Annotated in this window: 5 protein-coding genes; 4 read left to right on the forward strand and 1 reads right to left on the reverse strand. The window is 68.9% G+C overall.

All coding sequences use genetic code 11. The annotated features are described in order from the left end of the window. Window positions 1-185: 185 nt before the first annotated feature. Genes C3F42_RS04490 through C3F42_RS04505 form a run of 4 tightly spaced genes read left to right on the forward strand, consistent with a single transcriptional unit; the run spans window position 186 to window position 4,106 of the window. Complete coding sequence (locus C3F42_RS04490) at window positions 186-1,211, forward strand: ABC transporter substrate-binding protein (protein WP_094011077.1); 1,026 nt, start codon at window positions 186-188, stop codon at window positions 1,209-1,211. Next, entirely contained in the window at window positions 1,208-2,125 is a 918-nt protein-coding gene (locus C3F42_RS04495) for an ABC transporter permease (RefSeq protein ID WP_038705891.1), read from the forward strand. Before C3F42_RS04490 ends, C3F42_RS04495 begins: the two co-directional genes overlap by 4 nt. A gap of 6 nt (window positions 2,126-2,131) precedes the next feature. After that, a complete protein-coding gene (locus tag C3F42_RS04500; RefSeq protein WP_038705890.1) occupies window positions 2,132-2,938 on the forward strand; it encodes an ABC transporter permease in 807 nt (268 codons plus the stop codon). A gap of 19 nt (window positions 2,939-2,957) precedes the next feature. Continuing rightward, window positions 2,958-4,106 carry an ABC transporter ATP-binding protein gene (locus C3F42_RS04505; RefSeq protein ID WP_104444045.1) on the forward strand — a complete coding sequence of 383 codons (1,149 nt, stop codon included), beginning with the start codon at window positions 2,958-2,960 and terminating at the stop codon, window positions 4,104-4,106. Between the two features lie 27 nt (window positions 4,107-4,133). On the opposite strand, the gene C3F42_RS04510 is transcribed toward C3F42_RS04505, so the two are convergent. After that, on the reverse strand, window positions 4,134-16,622 hold the full coding sequence (locus tag C3F42_RS04510) for a filamentous hemagglutinin family protein (RefSeq protein WP_104444046.1): 12,489 nt from the start codon (window positions 16,620-16,622) through the stop codon (window positions 4,134-4,136). Between the last annotated feature and the right edge of the window lie 137 nt (window positions 16,623-16,759).

Below are 16,759 nucleotides of genomic sequence, written 5' to 3' on the forward strand. Positions count from 1 at the left end.
TCAGCGCCGACCTCTTGCGAAAAGTTTGGAATACCATAATATGACATTCCGTAGACCTTGAATTCTGCCGGCCGCACCTACACTGACATGACGGCCATGCTCCACCCGTTTGACGCTGCTCCCCGAACATGATTGGCGGGCGACAGAAGCCCGCCTCGAATAACAAAAGCAACGAGGGCGTAACCATGCTGTTGAGCAAACGAGTAACCGCAGTGCTGTCCGCCAGCCTGCTGACCCTGGCCTGCCAGGCCACCCAGGCGGCCGACAGCCTGAACTTCGTCAGCTGGGGTGGGACCACCCAGGATGCGCAGAAGGCCGCATGGGCCGAACCCTTCAGCAAGGCGTCCGGCATCAAGGTGGTGCAGGACGGTCCCACCGACTACGGCAAGCTCAAGGCCATGGTCGAGAGCGGCAACGTGCAGTGGGACGTGGTCGATGTCGAAGCCGACTTCGCCCTGCGCGCCGCCAGCGAAGGCCTGCTCGAACCCCTCGATTTCAAACAGATCCAGCGCGACAAGATCGACCCGCGCTTCGTCTCCGACCATGGCGTCGGCTCGTTCTTCTTCTCCTTCGTGCTCGGCTACAACGAGGGCAAGCTCGGCGCCAACAAGCCGGTGGACTGGTCCGCCCTGTTCGACACCAAGACCTACCCCGGCAAGCGCGCCTTGTACAAGTGGCCCAGCCCCGGCGTGCTCGAACTGGCCCTGCTGGCCGACGGCGTGGCGCCCGACAAGCTGTACCCGCTGGACCTGGACCGCGCCTTCAAGAAGCTCGACACCATCAAGAAAGACATCGTCTGGTGGGGCGGCGGCGCCCAGTCGCAGCAACTGCTGGCCTCGGGTGAAGCCTCGCTCGGGCAGTTCTGGAACGGCCGCGTGTATGCCTTGCAGCAGGACGGCGCGCCGGTCGGCGTGAGCTGGAAGCAGAACCTGGTCATGGCCGATTTCCTGGTCATCCCCAAAGGCGCGAAGAACAAGGACGCAGCCATGAAGTTCCTGGCCAACGCCAGCAGCGCCGAAGGCCAGGCCGAGTTCGCCAACAAGACCGCCTATGCCCCGGTCAACGTCGACAGCGTGGCCAAGCTCGACAAAGACCTTGCGCCGAACCTGCCGACCGCCTACGCCCAGGACCAGGTGACCCTGGACTTCGCCTACTGGGCGAAGAACGGCCAGGCCATCGCCGCCCGCTGGAATGAGTGGCTGGTCAAATGAAAGTCGCCATCAATGCCCTGCACAACGCGCAAGGTGCCCCCAGCGGCACCGGCGCTCCCGGGGCGGCCGAGCGTCGCCCGCCCATCAGCCAACGCTGGCGCGGCAGCCGCAACCTGCTGCCGGCGCTGCTGTTCCTCGGCCTGTTCTTCTTCGCCCCGCTGGTCGGCCTGCTGCTGCGCGGGGTGCTGGAGCCCGAGCCGGGCCTTGGCAACTATGCGCAGCTGTTCGCCAACTCGGCCTATGCCCGGGTGCTGTTCAACACCTTCTCGGTGGCCGGCCTGGTCACCCTGATCAGCGTGCTGCTGGGCTTCCCGCTGGCCTGGGCAATCACCCTGGTGCCCAAGGGCTGGGGTCGCTGGCTGCTGAACATCGTGCTGCTGTCGATGTGGACCAGCCTGCTGGCGCGCACCTACTCGTGGCTGGTGTTGCTGCAGAGCTCGGGGGTGATCAACAAGGCGTTGATGGCCATGGGCATCATCGACGCCCCGCTGGAGATGGTGCACAACCTCACCGGCGTGGTGATCGGCATGAGCTACATCATGATCCCGTTCATCGTCCTGCCGTTGCAGGCGACCATGCACGCCATCGACCCGATGGTGCTGCAGGCCGGTTCCATATGCGGCGCCAGCCCCTGGACCAACTTCTGGAAGGTGTTCCTGCCGCTGTGCCGCTCGGGGCTGTTCTCCGGCGCGCTGATGGTGTTCGTCATGTCGCTCGGTTACTACGTCACCCCGGCCCTGCTCGGCGGCGCGCAGAACATGATGCTGCCCGAGTTCATCATCCAGCAGGTGCAGTCGTTCCTCAACTGGGGCCTGGCCAGCGCCGCCGCCGCGCTGCTGGTGGTGATCACCCTGGTGCTCTTCTACCTGTACCTGAAGCTGCAGCCGGAGTCTCCGGTCGGCAACGCGAGGTAAACCGCCATGCTGCTTTCCCCCAATGCCATGGGTCGCCCGCTGCGCACCGGGCTGTACCTGACCACCGGGCTGATCGCCGCCTTCCTGCTGCTGCCGGTGGTGTTCATCATCCTGCTGTCGTTCGGCTCGTCACAGTGGCTGGTGTTCCCGCCGCCGGGCTGGACCTTCAAGTGGTACGCGCAGTTCTTCGCCAACCCCGAGTGGATGGACGCGGCGCTGGCCAGCCTCAAGGTGGCGCTGCTCACCACCTTCGCCGCCGTGGCGCTCGGCCTGCCCACCGCCTTTGCCCTGGTGCGCGGTCGGTTCCCGGGCCGCGAGCTGCTGTACGGGCTTTTCACCATGCCGATGATCGTGCCCCTGGTGATCATCGCCGTGGCGGTGTACGCGCTGTTCCTCAAGCTGGGCTACACCGGCACCTTGTTCGCCTTCGTGGTGAGCCATGTGATCGTCGCCCTGCCCTTCACCATCATCTCGATCATCAACTCGCTCAAGCTGTTCGACCAGTCCATCGAGGACGCCGCGGTGATCTGCGGCGCCTCGCGCCTGCAGGCGATCTTCAAGGTGACCTTCCCGGCAATTCGCCCGGGGATGATCGCCGGCGGCCTGTTCGCCTTCCTGGTGTCGTGGGACGAGGTGGTGCTGAGCGTGATGATGGCCAGCCCCGACTTGCAGACCCTGCCGGTGAAGATGTGGACCACCCTGCGCCAGGACCTGAGCCCGGTGATCGCGGTGGCCTCGACGCTGCTGATTGGCCTGTCCCTGCTTGTGATGTTCATTGCCGCCGCCCTGCGCCGGCGCGCCGAAAACGCCTGACTGCCCGGAGACAATGACAATGAGTGCAGTGATCAAAGACGATACCCGCAACCAGACCCTGGTCAGCCTGCGCGGCCTGAACAAGCACTACGGCGACTTCACTGCCGTAGACAACCTGGACCTGGAGATCCAGGACGGCGAGTTCCTCACCTTCCTCGGCTCCAGCGGCTCGGGCAAGTCCACTACCCTGTCGATGCTGGCCGGCTTCGAAACGCCCAGCAGCGGCGAGATCCTGGTCGACGGCCAGTCGCTGGTCAGCGTGCCGCCGCACAAGCGCGACATCGGCATGGTGTTCCAGCGCTACTCGCTGTTCCCGCACCTGAACGTGCGCGACAACATCGGCTTCCCCCTGGCCATCCGCAAGCTCGGCGCCGACGAGACCCGCAAGCGCGTGGAGGCGATGCTCAAGCTGGTACGCCTGGAACCCTTCGCCCACCGCAAGCCCTCGCAGATGTCCGGCGGCCAGCAGCAGCGCGTGGCGATCGCCCGCGCGCTGGTGTACGAGCCGCGCATCCTGCTGATGGACGAACCGCTCGGCGCACTGGACAAGAAGCTGCGCGAAGACCTGCAGGACGAACTGCGCCAGCTGCACCGGCGCCTGGGCATCACCATCGTCTACGTGACCCACGACCAGGAGGAGGCGATGCGCCTGTCCCAGCGCATCGCCATCTTCAGCCATGGCCGCATCGTCGGCCTGGGCACCGGCTACGACCTCTACCAGAACCCGCCGAATGCCTTCGTCGCCTCGTTTCTGGGCAACTCCAACTTCCTGCGTTTCACTGCCAGCGGCAACGGCGCCGGGCACTTCGAGGGCCAGCCGGTAACGGTGCGCCTGACCCCGGGCCTGGCCAACGACCAGGAAGCGCTGATCATGGTGCGCCCGGAGAAAGCCCTGGCGCTGACCGTTGAACAGGCGGCGCGTGAACCCTTGCCGGCAGGCTGGAACGAAGTCACCGCCACGGTCGCAGAGCTGCTGTTCCTCGGCGAAAGCCAGACCTGCCATGTGGTCACCCAGGGCGGCACGGCGCTGACGGTCAAGGCGCGGTCCGCCGCGGGCATGCCCATGCAGCCGGGCGACCAGGTCAGGGTGCGCTGGGCCGTGGCGGATGCATGCATCTACACCGACTGGGCCGAGAGCGACCTGAGCAAGGGCGCCGGGGCGCATTGAGCCAACCAGGGGCCGTGGCGCGGCCCCTCACAGCAACAGGTTGCCCCGCTCCTCCTCGGTCAATTGCGCCTTGGCCCGCTCATCCAGCGCCCCCGCGCCCAGCACCTGGACCGGGCTCTGGCGGTTGTACTGCGGGTTGAGGCTCGCCCCGTCCTGCCCCGGCACCAGCCGCTCGCCACCGAAGCCCAGCACCTGCACGGTGATCACCGACGGCAGGCGCTGGCGCGACGCGGCCTGTTGCTGGCGGCCCGCCTCCTCGGCCGCCTGGCTCGCCGACGACGCCGCGGCGCTGGCCGAAGCGATCGCCCCGGTATTCACTGCGGCCACCACCGGCATGCCCTGGGCATCGCCCTGGACCTGGATGTTGGCAGCGTTGACCACCTGCAGCGCGGCGATGTTGACGTTGCCCGACACGCGGATCCCCGCCTCGCCGGCATCGATGGTGCCCAACGGTGCGATCAGGTCGATATCCCCCGGCGCCACCTCGGCAATCGGGTTGAGCGTGGCGATACCGGCACCGGTGCTCGGCACGCTCGGCGCCAGGCCGACGTTGCCCCAAAGGTCGTAGGTGCGCTTGGGCGGCGTGTACACCACGGTGGTCTTCGAGCCGCGACCGGCGTTGATGTCGCCCTGGGCCGACCAGCCGAGGATCGAGCCGCCGAAGGTGGTCATGATCCGGCTCTGGCCGAGCAGGATACTGCCCTGCGAGTACAGCTGGATATCGCCGCTGCCCTGGGTGATCACCCCGGCGGTGGACGGCGGCGCTTCGCCCTCGATGCCGAACACCTGCTGGCCACCCGGGGTCAGCACCTGGATGCCACCGCCGAAATCGGTGTGGATACCCGCGCCGCCATAGAAGGTGGCGCTGCCGTCGTAGCGGATCGAATTGCCAGCCACGTCCTTGTCGGGGAACAACGCGGCGATCGCCTGGCGACCGCGCAGGTAGCTGCCGGTACGCGGGCCGTTGACGTCGTTGTACTCGCGCCCGCCTTCACGCAGCTCGCTGAAGTAGACCTGCCGGGCAAAGATGCGCTGCTGCTCGGCGGGCAAGGCGGCGAAATAGGCACGGCTTGCGGCGTTGTCGCCGATGAAGCCGAAGCGTTCGCGCAGCCAGGCCTGCAGCTCCTGGTCGTAGACCTTGAACGGCTGGTCCGTCGGGGTCTGCTCCGTGCCCAGGTAACGCCCGAGCAGGCGGGTATAGTTCGGCCCGGTCTTGCCGGCGCCGACAACGATGGCGATGGCCGCGCCGTCGTTACCGCCACCGCTGCCATCGACCCGACCGACACTGTTGATCGCCGCCTCCTGATAAGCCGAGCCCACGCCCTGGCCGGACTGGAACAGGTTGCGCCCGGCGACCACTTCCAGCAGGCCAGGGCCGGCGACATTGAAGGTGCTCAGGCGAATGTCGCGCCCGGCACTGATCAGCGAGACATCCAGAGCATCGCCATGGATGACCAGGTTGCCCGAGGAATAGACGTTGCCTTGGTCCCCCGCCACCATGCCTGGCGCGCCGAAGCGCTCGACACCCAGCGCCTTGCCGGCGTTGACGATGTCGCGCCCCGCCATCACCCGCACCGGCCCCGCGCCCTGGTACAGCTTGAGCCCGGTCTGCTGGTACTCGATGATCTCGCCGCTGTTCAAGCCGACGATATCCCCGGCCAGGGCATAGAAGCGCGCCGGTGTCTGCGGCCGCGACCCGGCCTTGTAGGTGTTCAGGCCGTAGGTGAACAGTGGCGACGCATCCAGGCTCGCGGCGATATCCGCGCTCAGGTTGCTGGCCCGGTACACGTACGAGAAGTCCTGGCCAAGCATTGCCGGCCGTTGCGGCGTGGCGATGGCCGAGGTGTCGGTGCCCGCCTGGCTGATCACATAGCCGCCGGCATAGATCGACTCACCAGCGATCAACTGCAGGTCGCTGCGCGCCGAGGGCGCGGTCATCAGCGAATAGGCGGAGGTGGCGATGCCGCGCTCGCTGGCCGAACCGCCGTAGTACAGGCTGCCGTTGGCCGCCGTCACCCGCAGCGCCGTCGGGTAGAACAGACGGCCACCGTAGAGCGGCAGGTTGCGGCCCGGACGCAGCTCATCGAAGCTCACCGGCGTGACATTGCCGCCCAGGGCGAGCATGTCCACGGCGGTGGTTTCGCGCCACAACGAGAACCAGCTGTTGCCCTGCCCGGTGTAGCGCACACCGTTGTCGCCGAGGAAGCCGGTCATGTTGAACTGCGGCACCCGGCCCGGGTCACCGACACCCTGCACCACCAGGTCGCCGCGGCTGTCCAGGCGCACCGCGGCATCACCGGGCATGAGCGTCAGGCCACCCAGTGCCGCGGCCTTGGTCGAGGTATACGGGTCGTAGGCGCGCGACTCGCTGCTGTCATTAAAGGCAAAGCTGCTGCCATACACCTGCCTGACCACCCCGACGCTGCCCGCCTGGACATTCAGGGCACCGCGAAGGTTGACCAGCGTGCCGCCCAGGTCGGGGGTGACCCGCGCCATCTCCAGGGCCGCGGACGCCGGGTTGATGCCACCGGCCACCCGCAGGTTCAGGTCGCCGCCGCCGGTCTGCACCAGGCGACCATCCTCGGCGATCCGGCCGCTGCCGCCGACCACCAGGTTCAGGCCCTGGCTGCGCTCGGCCTCGACGCCCGCGGTGTTGCTGGCCTGCAACAGGCCGGCCGAGCCACCCACGCCGACGTCCAGGTTGCCACCACCCAGGGTGCCGATGCCGGTGAAGCCCACCAGCCAAGGTTCGGCCACCGAGGCCTGGGGCTGCTGGGCGAAGGTACCGAAGTTGACCCACCACGCCGCCGGGGTATCGGCACTGGTCTGGCCCTGGCGCCACAGCCAGTTACCCAACGCGGCCGATGCTACTTGCGGCCTGGAGAGGGCGCCGCCGGTCTTGCTCGCCACCAGGTTGCCGGTAAGATCGCCCCCGGCCGTGATCCGCAGGTTGCCGCCCTGCTCCGGATACCAGGCGCGGTACAGGCTTTCGGTCAACGCCTCATAGGGCGCGCCGGCGCTGCCGAGCAAGCTGCCATCGGCCAGCCGGCCACGGGCCAGCTGATGCGGATCGACGCCGTCGCGCCACAGCGGCGGCGCCTGGGTGCCGGCGGTGTAGACGCCGAACAGCGAGTCCATGCGCCAGTCACCGGCGCTGAGCAGGTCAAGGTCGCCGGTACCCGTGCGCAACACGCTGAACATCAGGGTCTGCGGCGTGACCTCGATGCGCTCGGGCTCGGTCGGCGCGTCGATCTCCACGCACCAGCCGGGGATGGAGCACAGCTCCATGTCGGCGTCGGCCACCGGGGTGCCGGGCTCCATGCCATAGGTGTTGTCCGGCCCCCAGACCCAGATTTTCTTGCCCCCCAGCGCCTGGTCCACGCACCAGCCGGCAATGTCGCACAACACCAGGTCCTCGGGCGCCACCGGCGTGCCCGGTTCCATGCCGTAGGTGTTGTCGGGGCCCCACACCTTGATGCTCTTCACCGCCGGCTCGCACCAACCGGCGATGTCGCACAGCGCCAGGTCCTCGGGGGCGACCGGGGTACCGGGTTCCATGCCGTAGGTGTTGTCCGGTCCCCAGACCATGCCGGTGCCGCCAGCCCCGCCCCCGCTGCGCTTCTGCTGCGCGATGTAGTGCAGGTCGGCCAGGCGCAGCACGCCGGCATCGATGTCGGGACGCGTGATGCGGCTGTCGGCGGCGTCCAGGTCGGCGCCGGCCACCAGGCGCATCGACCACGACTGCGAGCCTGCCGGCAACATCTGCGCCAGCGCCCAGTTACGCCCCTGCTGGCCATTGCTTGCGGGGCGCAGCTCGATCAGGTCGACCCCTGCGGCGAGCTTGACATCGGTGCCCGCCGGCAGCCGCGAGCCCACGGCCAGGGTGAGCGCGCTGCCTTGGGTCAGGCCGCCACTGGGCAGGGCAATGCCCTTGCTCCAGATACCGCCCTGCACAGCCACGCTGACTGGCAGGCGGCTGCCGGCGTCCAGGCGCGTGCCCGAACCCAGGGAGACCGCCTCGCGCAGCAGCGTGCCGGCGGCGTACAACAAGTTGCCGCCAGCGTCACGTACCGCGGCCTCGAGTACCGTGCCCGCGGGCAGGGTCAGCGGCGCCGACAGGCTCATGGCGCTGGGCAGGCGCAGGTTGGCCGGCAAGGTGGTGGCGGCGAACGGCAGGTCGAAGTTGAGCAGGCTGCCTTCGGGGAACTGCGTGCCCTCGGCAAGCTCCACGCCGCTGCGCGGGATCACCAGGTCGCTGTCGAACGGCTGCTTGCCGGGCAGCAGCAACCAGCCCTTGCCGTCCATGCGCGCTTCGTCGCTGGCCAGGTCCAGCGGCATGAAGCCGTCACTGATGCTGCCATACACCTCCAGGTTGCCGCCGGCGCGCAGCACCAGGTTGCCTACCTCGCCCGAACCGTAAACGCCAGTCTTCGGCGTCAGCGGGTTGAGGCTGGCGTAGCGGTGGCCGGACAGGTCCAGGTCACCCTGCACCACCAGGTCGGTGCCGGCATCGACCGTGGCGATCTCCACACCCGGGCGCAGGTGCAGGGCCTGGGCGTAGCGGGCATTGTTCAGCCCGGCCAGGCGCACGTCGAGCAGCTCGCGGTTGCGCAGCAGGTTGTCGATGAACAGCACACTCAGGTCGTGCTTGCGGGTCAAGTAGTCCTGGTCGATGACCTGGATCGGTCGGCCACTGGCCGAGGTGCCGCCCGGCGCCGCGTCGATGTAGCGCTGGTTGCCGATCACGGCGATGGAGCGCGCGCCGAGAATGTCCACCGGACCACGCACGTCGATGGCGATGTCGCCCGCCGTATCGCCGCCCAGGCGTGGGGCGATCAGCTCCAGCGTGCCGCGCTGGCGGCCATCGCCCTGCCCGGAGGCGATGCCGTGGCGCAGGTCGATGCGTGCGCCGCTGGCCAGGGTCAACTGGCCCTGGCCGCTGTTGAGCTCGACCACGGCACGGTTCGGCGCATCGATAATTGCGCCGTAGCTGTCGACCCGCAGCACACTGCCATGGGCGTCAAGCAAGGCTCCGGCGCCCAGGGTCAGGCCTCGATTGGCGGCCAGGCGGATGCTGCCGACCTGCTCGCCGCTGGCATCGACATGGCCGTTGACCGTGAGCTGCCCGTTGTCCAGCGACACGTTGATCTGCTGGGCCTTGAGCTCATCGCCGATCATCAGGTCGCCGTGCTTGATCTGGAAGCTGCGCGCACCGAACACCTGGTCGCGGTTCAGGCGCTGGTTGAGGCCGGCAAAGTCGTCCAGCTGCCGGGCGCGGATATCGACCACCCCGCCCGCGTACGGGACCTGCGTGCCGGCAGCGTCGTAACGGCCACTGGCCGCGCCAAGGATCTGGCCGAGCAGCTCGATGCGCCCGCCCTGCTCGCCCAGGGCGATGGCCGTCAGGCGCCCGGCGCGGTTGCCGCGGGCACTGAGATCGATCAACGCGCCAGCGGCCTGGTGAATATTGCCGAACTGGCTGCCCAGCACCAGCTCGCCGCCCCAGCTGTGCTGGGTCACGTCATTGAGGGTCAAGGTACGCCCGGCCAGGTCCAGCCGCGCGGCGTCGCCCAGGCGCAGGTCGTCCAGCGCCTGCAGGGTCAGGCGGCCGCTGGGCAGGCTGAAGGTGCCATCGACCAGCAGTTGCCGCGCCTTCAGGCTCAGCTCGGCGCCCAGGGCCTGACGACCGCTGGCAAGCAAGCCACCGCCGCCCTGCACGCGCAGGGTGCCACCGGCCTCGATACGATTGAGCGAGCCGGCGCTGCCGGTCCACAGCGGTGTGTCCACCAGCAGGTCACCACCGCTATAGGCGAAGCTGCCGTTGGCCTGGTAGTCGCCACGGCGGTGGTGGACCAGCAGGCTGCCCTTGTGGTTGGCGCTCACCTGATGGCTGGCGTGCAGTTCCACGCGGCTGAAGCCCAGGGTCTGGCGCGCCATGTCGGCGCTGCCATCGGGCTGGCTGTTGGTGCCGTAACCGAACTCCAGGTCCTTGACACGGATTGCCAGCAGGCCATCGCCACTGCCGGCCCCGCCCGCGATCGGCGCGCCCGCGGCGTTGCGCGTGCCGCTCCAGATCAGCCGTTCGGTGCGAATGGTCGCCCGGTCGCCGGCCTGGCCATGGCCATAAATGGCCGGCACGCCGAGCACCAGCGCCTGCAGGCGGTTCTTGCCGGTGACCGGGTCGTAGGTGTCGAGCGCCGTGGTGCCGAAGAAGTTCAGCGAGTCGGACGCCGCCAGGGTCAGGGTCTCCAGTGCCGGCACAGCCTCGGCCGGGCTGCCCTGCAGCAGGCGGTCGAGCACCTGCTGGTTGAGGGTCAGGCCCTGGCCCAGCACGCCGTCCGCCAGGGCGCGAGCCAGCGCGTCGGCACTGCCGACGTTGATCCGCCCGACCGCCAGGCCCAGGTGCCGGGTCCCGAAGGCCACCCCGTCATCGAGGCTGAAGGTCTTGTCGGTGGCGGCGAACAACGAGCCGTCCGAATACAGCCGGGTGGTGCCCTGGCAACCGCCGGCGCTGCAACCGCCAATCAGGATGGAGCCCGGCGACCAGCTGCTGGTGAACTGCGACGACACCACATCCAGCCGCCCATTGGACACCGCCAGCAAGGCACGGCCGTTGCTGTTGATGAAGTAGCCGTCATTGGCATCGAACGGCACCGCGCCTCGGCCAAGGGTGACGATCCCGGCCCCCTGCTCGACGACGATGCCGCCACGCGGGTCGTTGTTGGTCAGGAACACTTCACCGGCCTGCAGCACCGCCCCCGAACGCAACCAGATATCACTGGTGCCTTCGAGGAAGGTCATCTGGTTACCGCCCTGGCCGTAGAGCACATTGGCGCGGCCGCCCAAGGTCAGCCGGGGTGCCTGCAGGGCATTGAGCTCGCGGGCCGACAACACCGCGATGTTCTCGCCACTGGCCTGGCCGGCGCCACCATCGGCCACCACTTCGAGACCACGGGCGCCGAACACCGCCGCGCTGCCGGCATGACCGCCTTCGGCGGCGGCGAAGTTCACCCGACCAGCGACGCGCAAGGTACTGGCGGCCTCGGTATTGCCCTGCACCCGCAGGTTCAGCCACTTGCCATCGGCCTCGATCGCCGCGCGCGGCACGCCTTTGGCCACGGCATCGGCACGGGCGAACGCGGCGTAGGAGGTTTCGTTGTACTGCGAATAGCGCCGCAGTACGTCGCCCGAGGTCAGGATCACCTGGCTCGACAGCGGCTGGCGGATACCGGTGTTGGCCACCGACAGGCTGCCCGTGGTAGTCCAGGAGCCGTTGCGCATCGCCAGGCTGGCAGCGCTGCCCCCGGCCATGGCCAGGCCATTGAGCTCGACCCTGAACGCCCCCGGCAGCAGCGCAAAGCTGGCCGGCAGCAAGGTGTAGGTGCCCGCCGCCAGGCCTGGAACGCTGCCATCCAGGGTGATCTGCTGGCCGATCCCCGGCGCCGTCACGCCGGCCTCGCCGGTCACCGGCGCATAAGGGCCGGTGAAGCTCGGCACAATGGCGTAGACCGGGTTGCTGCCCAGCGTGGGCAGGACCAGGCGGCCCTCGCCATCGAGTTGCATCAGCGGGTGGTAGCGGGCGTCGGTGGAGCCGCCACGCCCGGAGACGAAGCCGGCGCCGGTCAACGTGCCGCCTCCGGACAGGTCGATCAGCGCGTCCAGGTGGATGTCGATGGACTTGCCGTTGAGCGATACCCCATACAGGCTGTCACCCGCCGCGCCCAGCAGCTTCACCGCCTGGCCTGCGAATAGGTAGCTCAGGCCATCCACCGTCCCGCCGTAGGGCATGACCAGCCCTGCCGCGCTGACCGAGGTGATGCTGCCCGGCAGCAGGGTGACGGACTTGGTGCCCCCCGTTTCCTGTCCCAGCGACAGCCCGCCCAGGGGCGCGCGCAGCACACCGCCCTGCTCGACCCTGCCGGCGACCAGCGCCAGCCGGCCGAACACCGAGAACGGCTGGTCGGGTGTGCCTTGCCCGGCCCTGCCGATGCGCAAGGTGGCGTCGCTGCCCGTCTCGATCTGGCCGAAGGCGCCGGTGGTCGGGTAGATCTGCGCAGCGAGCAGTTCCAGGTCGGCATTGCTGCGCAGCAAGGTCCTGTCGGTGCCTTCGCCGACCTTGGCCAGTACCCGCAGGTCGCCCTGGCTGCGCAGGCTGCCAAGGGCAAAACCACGGCGGTCGAAGTCCAATACACCACCGGCGGCCAGCGCCAGGCTGCCATGGGCGCCGAGGGTCACGGCGTCACGCAGGTCCAGCAGGTGGGCATCGACCTGCAACAGCGCCGCGCTGCCTTGCGTCGACAGCCCACCCTTGAGGGTCGGCCGGGTCGCCTGGTCGGCGCTGCGATGGTTACTGCCGGCAAGCCGCACATAGGGCGCCTGCAGGTGGACGCGGGCGTCGCCGGCGCTCCCTTGGGCCAGCACCAGCGAGCCGGTGTACAGCTGCAGGCCGCGGGCCATGCGCAGGTCGAGGTCGCCGTCGAACGCCACCACGCCGTCGCTGAGCAGCGAGAGGCTGTCGAAGCCCCCTGCGTTGATCCTGGCGACGTCGAGCCGTCCCTGGCCATAGCGCAGCGGGCCGTCCTCGACGTTGGCCGCGCCCTGGGCAAGGACCAGCTCGCGGGGAGCCTTGACTCCGTCGACCAGGCTACCGTTGAGGTAGAGACCACTATCCAGCGCCACCTCCAGGCTGCCGCCTGCGGCGCCAAGGCCACCGGAAGCAGCGCTGAAGCTGCCGTTCAGGCGCAGCCCGTGGCTCGACGCCAGGCTGATGCGCCCGCCGTTGCTGGCCATGGCCAGCGGCCCCTGGCCACGGATATCCAGCGTGGCCTGGGCACCATCGGCGCGCAGGCGAGCGCCCTCGGCCATGTCCAGGAACAGGTAGGCGCCGTTGCTGGTACCTTGGTCATGGTCGATCTGCCCGCCGATGACGATGCTGCCGCCAGCGTCGACCCGCCCATAACGGCGACCTTGCGCATCCAGGGCGCTGAACGCCCGCCCGGACACATCGATCAGGGCTTGGTCACCCAGGCGGATCGAGCGTTGGTGCGCCCCTTCCGTCACCCCGGAGTCCATGGTCGGCAACCATTGCTGCAGCAGGCTGACACTGCCGCCCCAGGCATTGAGGGTACCGTTCAGGCTCAACTGCGCGGTGCTGGTCAGGCTGATGGACTGCAAGGGGTCGACGCTGATCGTCGCGCCGCGCCCGACCTCAAGCACCGCCGCTTCACGGCTCGCCTGGTCGAAGCGGCTATCACCCGCCGCCAAGGCCAGGCTCGCGCCGGCGCGCGGCTCCAGCTTGCCGGCCACCGCGTTCTGCGCCAACGGCGGCGCCAACACGATCAGCGCCGGATCGCCGAGCGGCCGGCTGGCGTCGAGCTGCTCCACCGGCCGGGTGACGTCGATACGGCTGCCGGCGGCCACACTCAGGCCATGGTTGCCGGTGATGGCGTAATGCGCGAAACCACGGTTGAAGAAGTCCTCGGCCAGGTGCACGCCGGTCTCGCCCTGCGCGCTCCCCCCCACGCTCACCCGCTCGGCGGCCACGGTCAGGGTGCCCGCACCGCTGCTGCCGTAACCGCGCAGCTCACCGTCGAGGCGCATCCGCCCGGTCCCGGCGCTGTTCAACGCGCTGCTGTGCAAGGTCAGGCTGCCGCCACTGCCACCGAGCAGGCGGTTGGCTTCGCCGCGTACCACGCCGCCGGACACGTCCATCACGCTGCCGCTGTCCAGCAGCACATCGCCGCTGCTGCGCAGGCTCAGGCTGCCACCGTTGCGCCAGGCGCGCTCGCCTGAGTCCGTGCCCTCGCTGCGCAGACCGCTGACATCCAGGCGCACCCCGGCGCCCACGCCGACCTGCGCGCGCAGCCCTGCCGGGGTGGCCAGCGCCTGGTCCTGCAGGCTGGCGAGAACACGCTGGCGGAGCACATCGCCCAAGGCCATCTGCCCGCCCCTGGCGGTCAGGTCGGCATTGACCTGGACTTGCGGGGCATAGAGGGTCAGGCTGCCGCCATCGGCCAGACGCACGGCATCATCGACCTCGATGCGCCGCTGGGCGGCAACACTCAAACCACCTAGCTCCAATCCGTTGAGCCAGTCGCTGTCGATTGCCAGCTGGCCACGGCGCCGCTCAGCCAACGGTGCCTGCAGGCCGACGTCGGCGCTCTGCCCCCCGGCGCCCTGGCGTATCAGCACCTGCTGCATGACCGGGGTCAGGCTGAAGCCGAGCTCCTTGGCGTCGCTGAGGTAGCCGGGCAGCTGTTGGCCGATCACCAGTTGCGCGCCCTGGGCCCGGGCAGTGTGTACCTGGCGATAGCCGTCACGCCCGCGTACCGGCGCCTGCACCTGGCGCTCATCCTGCCAGGTCTGGCCGATCAGTTGGCCATCGAGCAGCGCGCTCTGGGTCGCCACCACCAGGCTGCCGGCGTCGCGGCCCACGGTATAACCCTGCTCGTAACGCTGACCGGGGGCAATCAGCGGGTTGTAGAAGGTGCGGGTCTGGTCCCAGCGCGCGCTGTGCGCCTCGTAGCCGTTGTAGAGGCCGGTGTAGAGCAGGTCGCCCGGGGCCCTCGACAGTTCGTAAAGGCGGCCGTCCTCACCGCGCAGCCAGCTCTGGCGGATGTAGCCGTCCTGCACCGCCAGGGTGCCGCCGGACAGGTTGATCTCGGCACCGGCGCGAGTCACCAGGTCCTGGCCGGTAAAGGTCACCGTACCGCCCTGGGCCATCCACTCGCCGACGCTGTGGTTGCGCGTGCCCAGGTAACCGCCCACCTCGAGCAGGCCACCGGCGGTGTACCAGCGCTCGCTGGCATAGCCGTTGATGCCTTTCTCGACATGCACCAGCTCACGCACGTCCACCCACACATCGCGGTTGATCAGGCCGCCCTTGTCACGGTTGCCGGCCGCATCGCGCTGTTCGTTGCCCTGCACATTGATCTTGATGACATTGCTTTCCATCGCCACCTTGACCCCGAGGGCCCCGGCCACGTCGATGCGCGCGCCATCGTCCACCAGGCTGCGCAGCCCGGCACTGACGGCCACCTGGCCGCCGGTGGCCAGGGTCAGGGCGCCCTCCTGGAAATGCACGGTGCCGCCGCTGACCACCTCCACCCGCGACTGCTCGGGGCGGTCGATGACCTTGCTCAGGTTGTCGAAGCGGCCCGTGGCATTGTTGCCGCTGACCCCATCCACACCCTGCCGCGAGGCCTCGCGCTGGCTGTCCAGGGCCTGGCTGTCGTCGAGCAGCACGGCGGTGACGCTGCCCTTGCCGAAACTGACCGAGCCGCTGGTGTCGCTGGCCGGGTTGAGCAGGTGGATGCTGCCGCGCCTGTCAACCGCAGTGCTGGCAAGGGCCACGCCATCCTGGCGCACGGCATGGCCAGTCAGGGTGATATCACCGCCTGCCGCCTGGATCAGTCCGTTGTTGACCACGCTGCCGCTGCTGCTGCCGGGCTTCAGGCTGCTGGCGACCTCGTTGCCACGGGTGGTGGAGAAGGCGTTGGCCTGGGTGCCCCTGCCCCGGCGGATGTAGAAGTCGTCACCGGCGGCAAGCGTTGCCTGGCCCTGGGGTGTGATGATCTGGCCTTCGTTGTTCACCTCGCTGCCCAACAGCAGCACATAGCCGCCGCCCTCGGTGGAGGTGGCTGGGGCGCGGGTCTGCAGTTGCGCGCCACGTTGCACCACGACCTTGCCGCCGGCCTGGGTGAAGGTGGCCTGGCTGCCGTTGCTGTCGACATACAGCCCGCGTTCGCGGAACTGCTCGTCGCTGACCTGCGCCGCCGCCGCCACCAGGTTGCGCACGTTGACCTGGCTGCTGCCGTCGAATACCACGCCATTGCGGTTGACCAGCATCACCGTGCCCTGGGCCTCGATCTGGCCGTGGATCTGGCTCGGCCGGGCATTCGGGTCGTTGACCCGGTTGAGCACCGCCCACTGCGCCTGCTGGTCGAACTTGACCGTGGTGTCGCGGCCGACGTTGAAGGTCTCCCAGTTGAGAATCGCCTTGTCGGCGGTCTGTTCGATCAGCACCTGGGTCTTGCCGCCCACCTGGCTCTGCTGCGGCGCCTTGGCGTTCTGCCAACCCTTGGTCAACGGGTTCTCGTCGACCTTCAGACCGCCCTCGCCCAGGCCGTTGGGCACGGTCTGCGGCTGCACCTGCGCCAAGGTGCGGCCGGCGGCCTGAGCCGCCTGCTGCGCGGCGATGGCGGCCACGGTGTTGTCGAGGTTGCCCAGGGAGCGCTGGAACCGTTGCTGCAGGCGCTGCTGCTGGGCCAGCGGTGGCGGCGCGCCGGGCACCTGCACTTGGCCACCTGCAGCGCCACCACCGGCTGCGGGCGCCGCGCCCTTGGCCGCGAACCAGGCCGAGCTGAACGGCTGCGCGGCCTGGGCCGTGCCTGACAGCAACAGCAGCGCGATGGCCTGGGCCAGGGGCTTGAGCAGCATCGGCGCGTGGCCTGCAGGCTGGCGACGCCGGTGGGCGACGGTGGCTGGTAGGTCTGGCTGGTGCTGGCCGCGCGACATTGCAGGGTTCCTTGTGCAGGGTCATGGAAGGCAGGTCGGTGCGGCGGTGATGCCGCTTTGCCATAAGGCAGTCGGCCTGGCCGCAGACCGAAGCTTTGTCATGCAAAGTTCATCTGCCTGGGGTACGCGCACACGCG

This window comes from Pseudomonas sp. PONIH3 (assembly GCF_002934345.1).
GTDB lineage: Bacteria > Pseudomonadota > Gammaproteobacteria > Pseudomonadales > Pseudomonadaceae > Aquipseudomonas > Aquipseudomonas soli.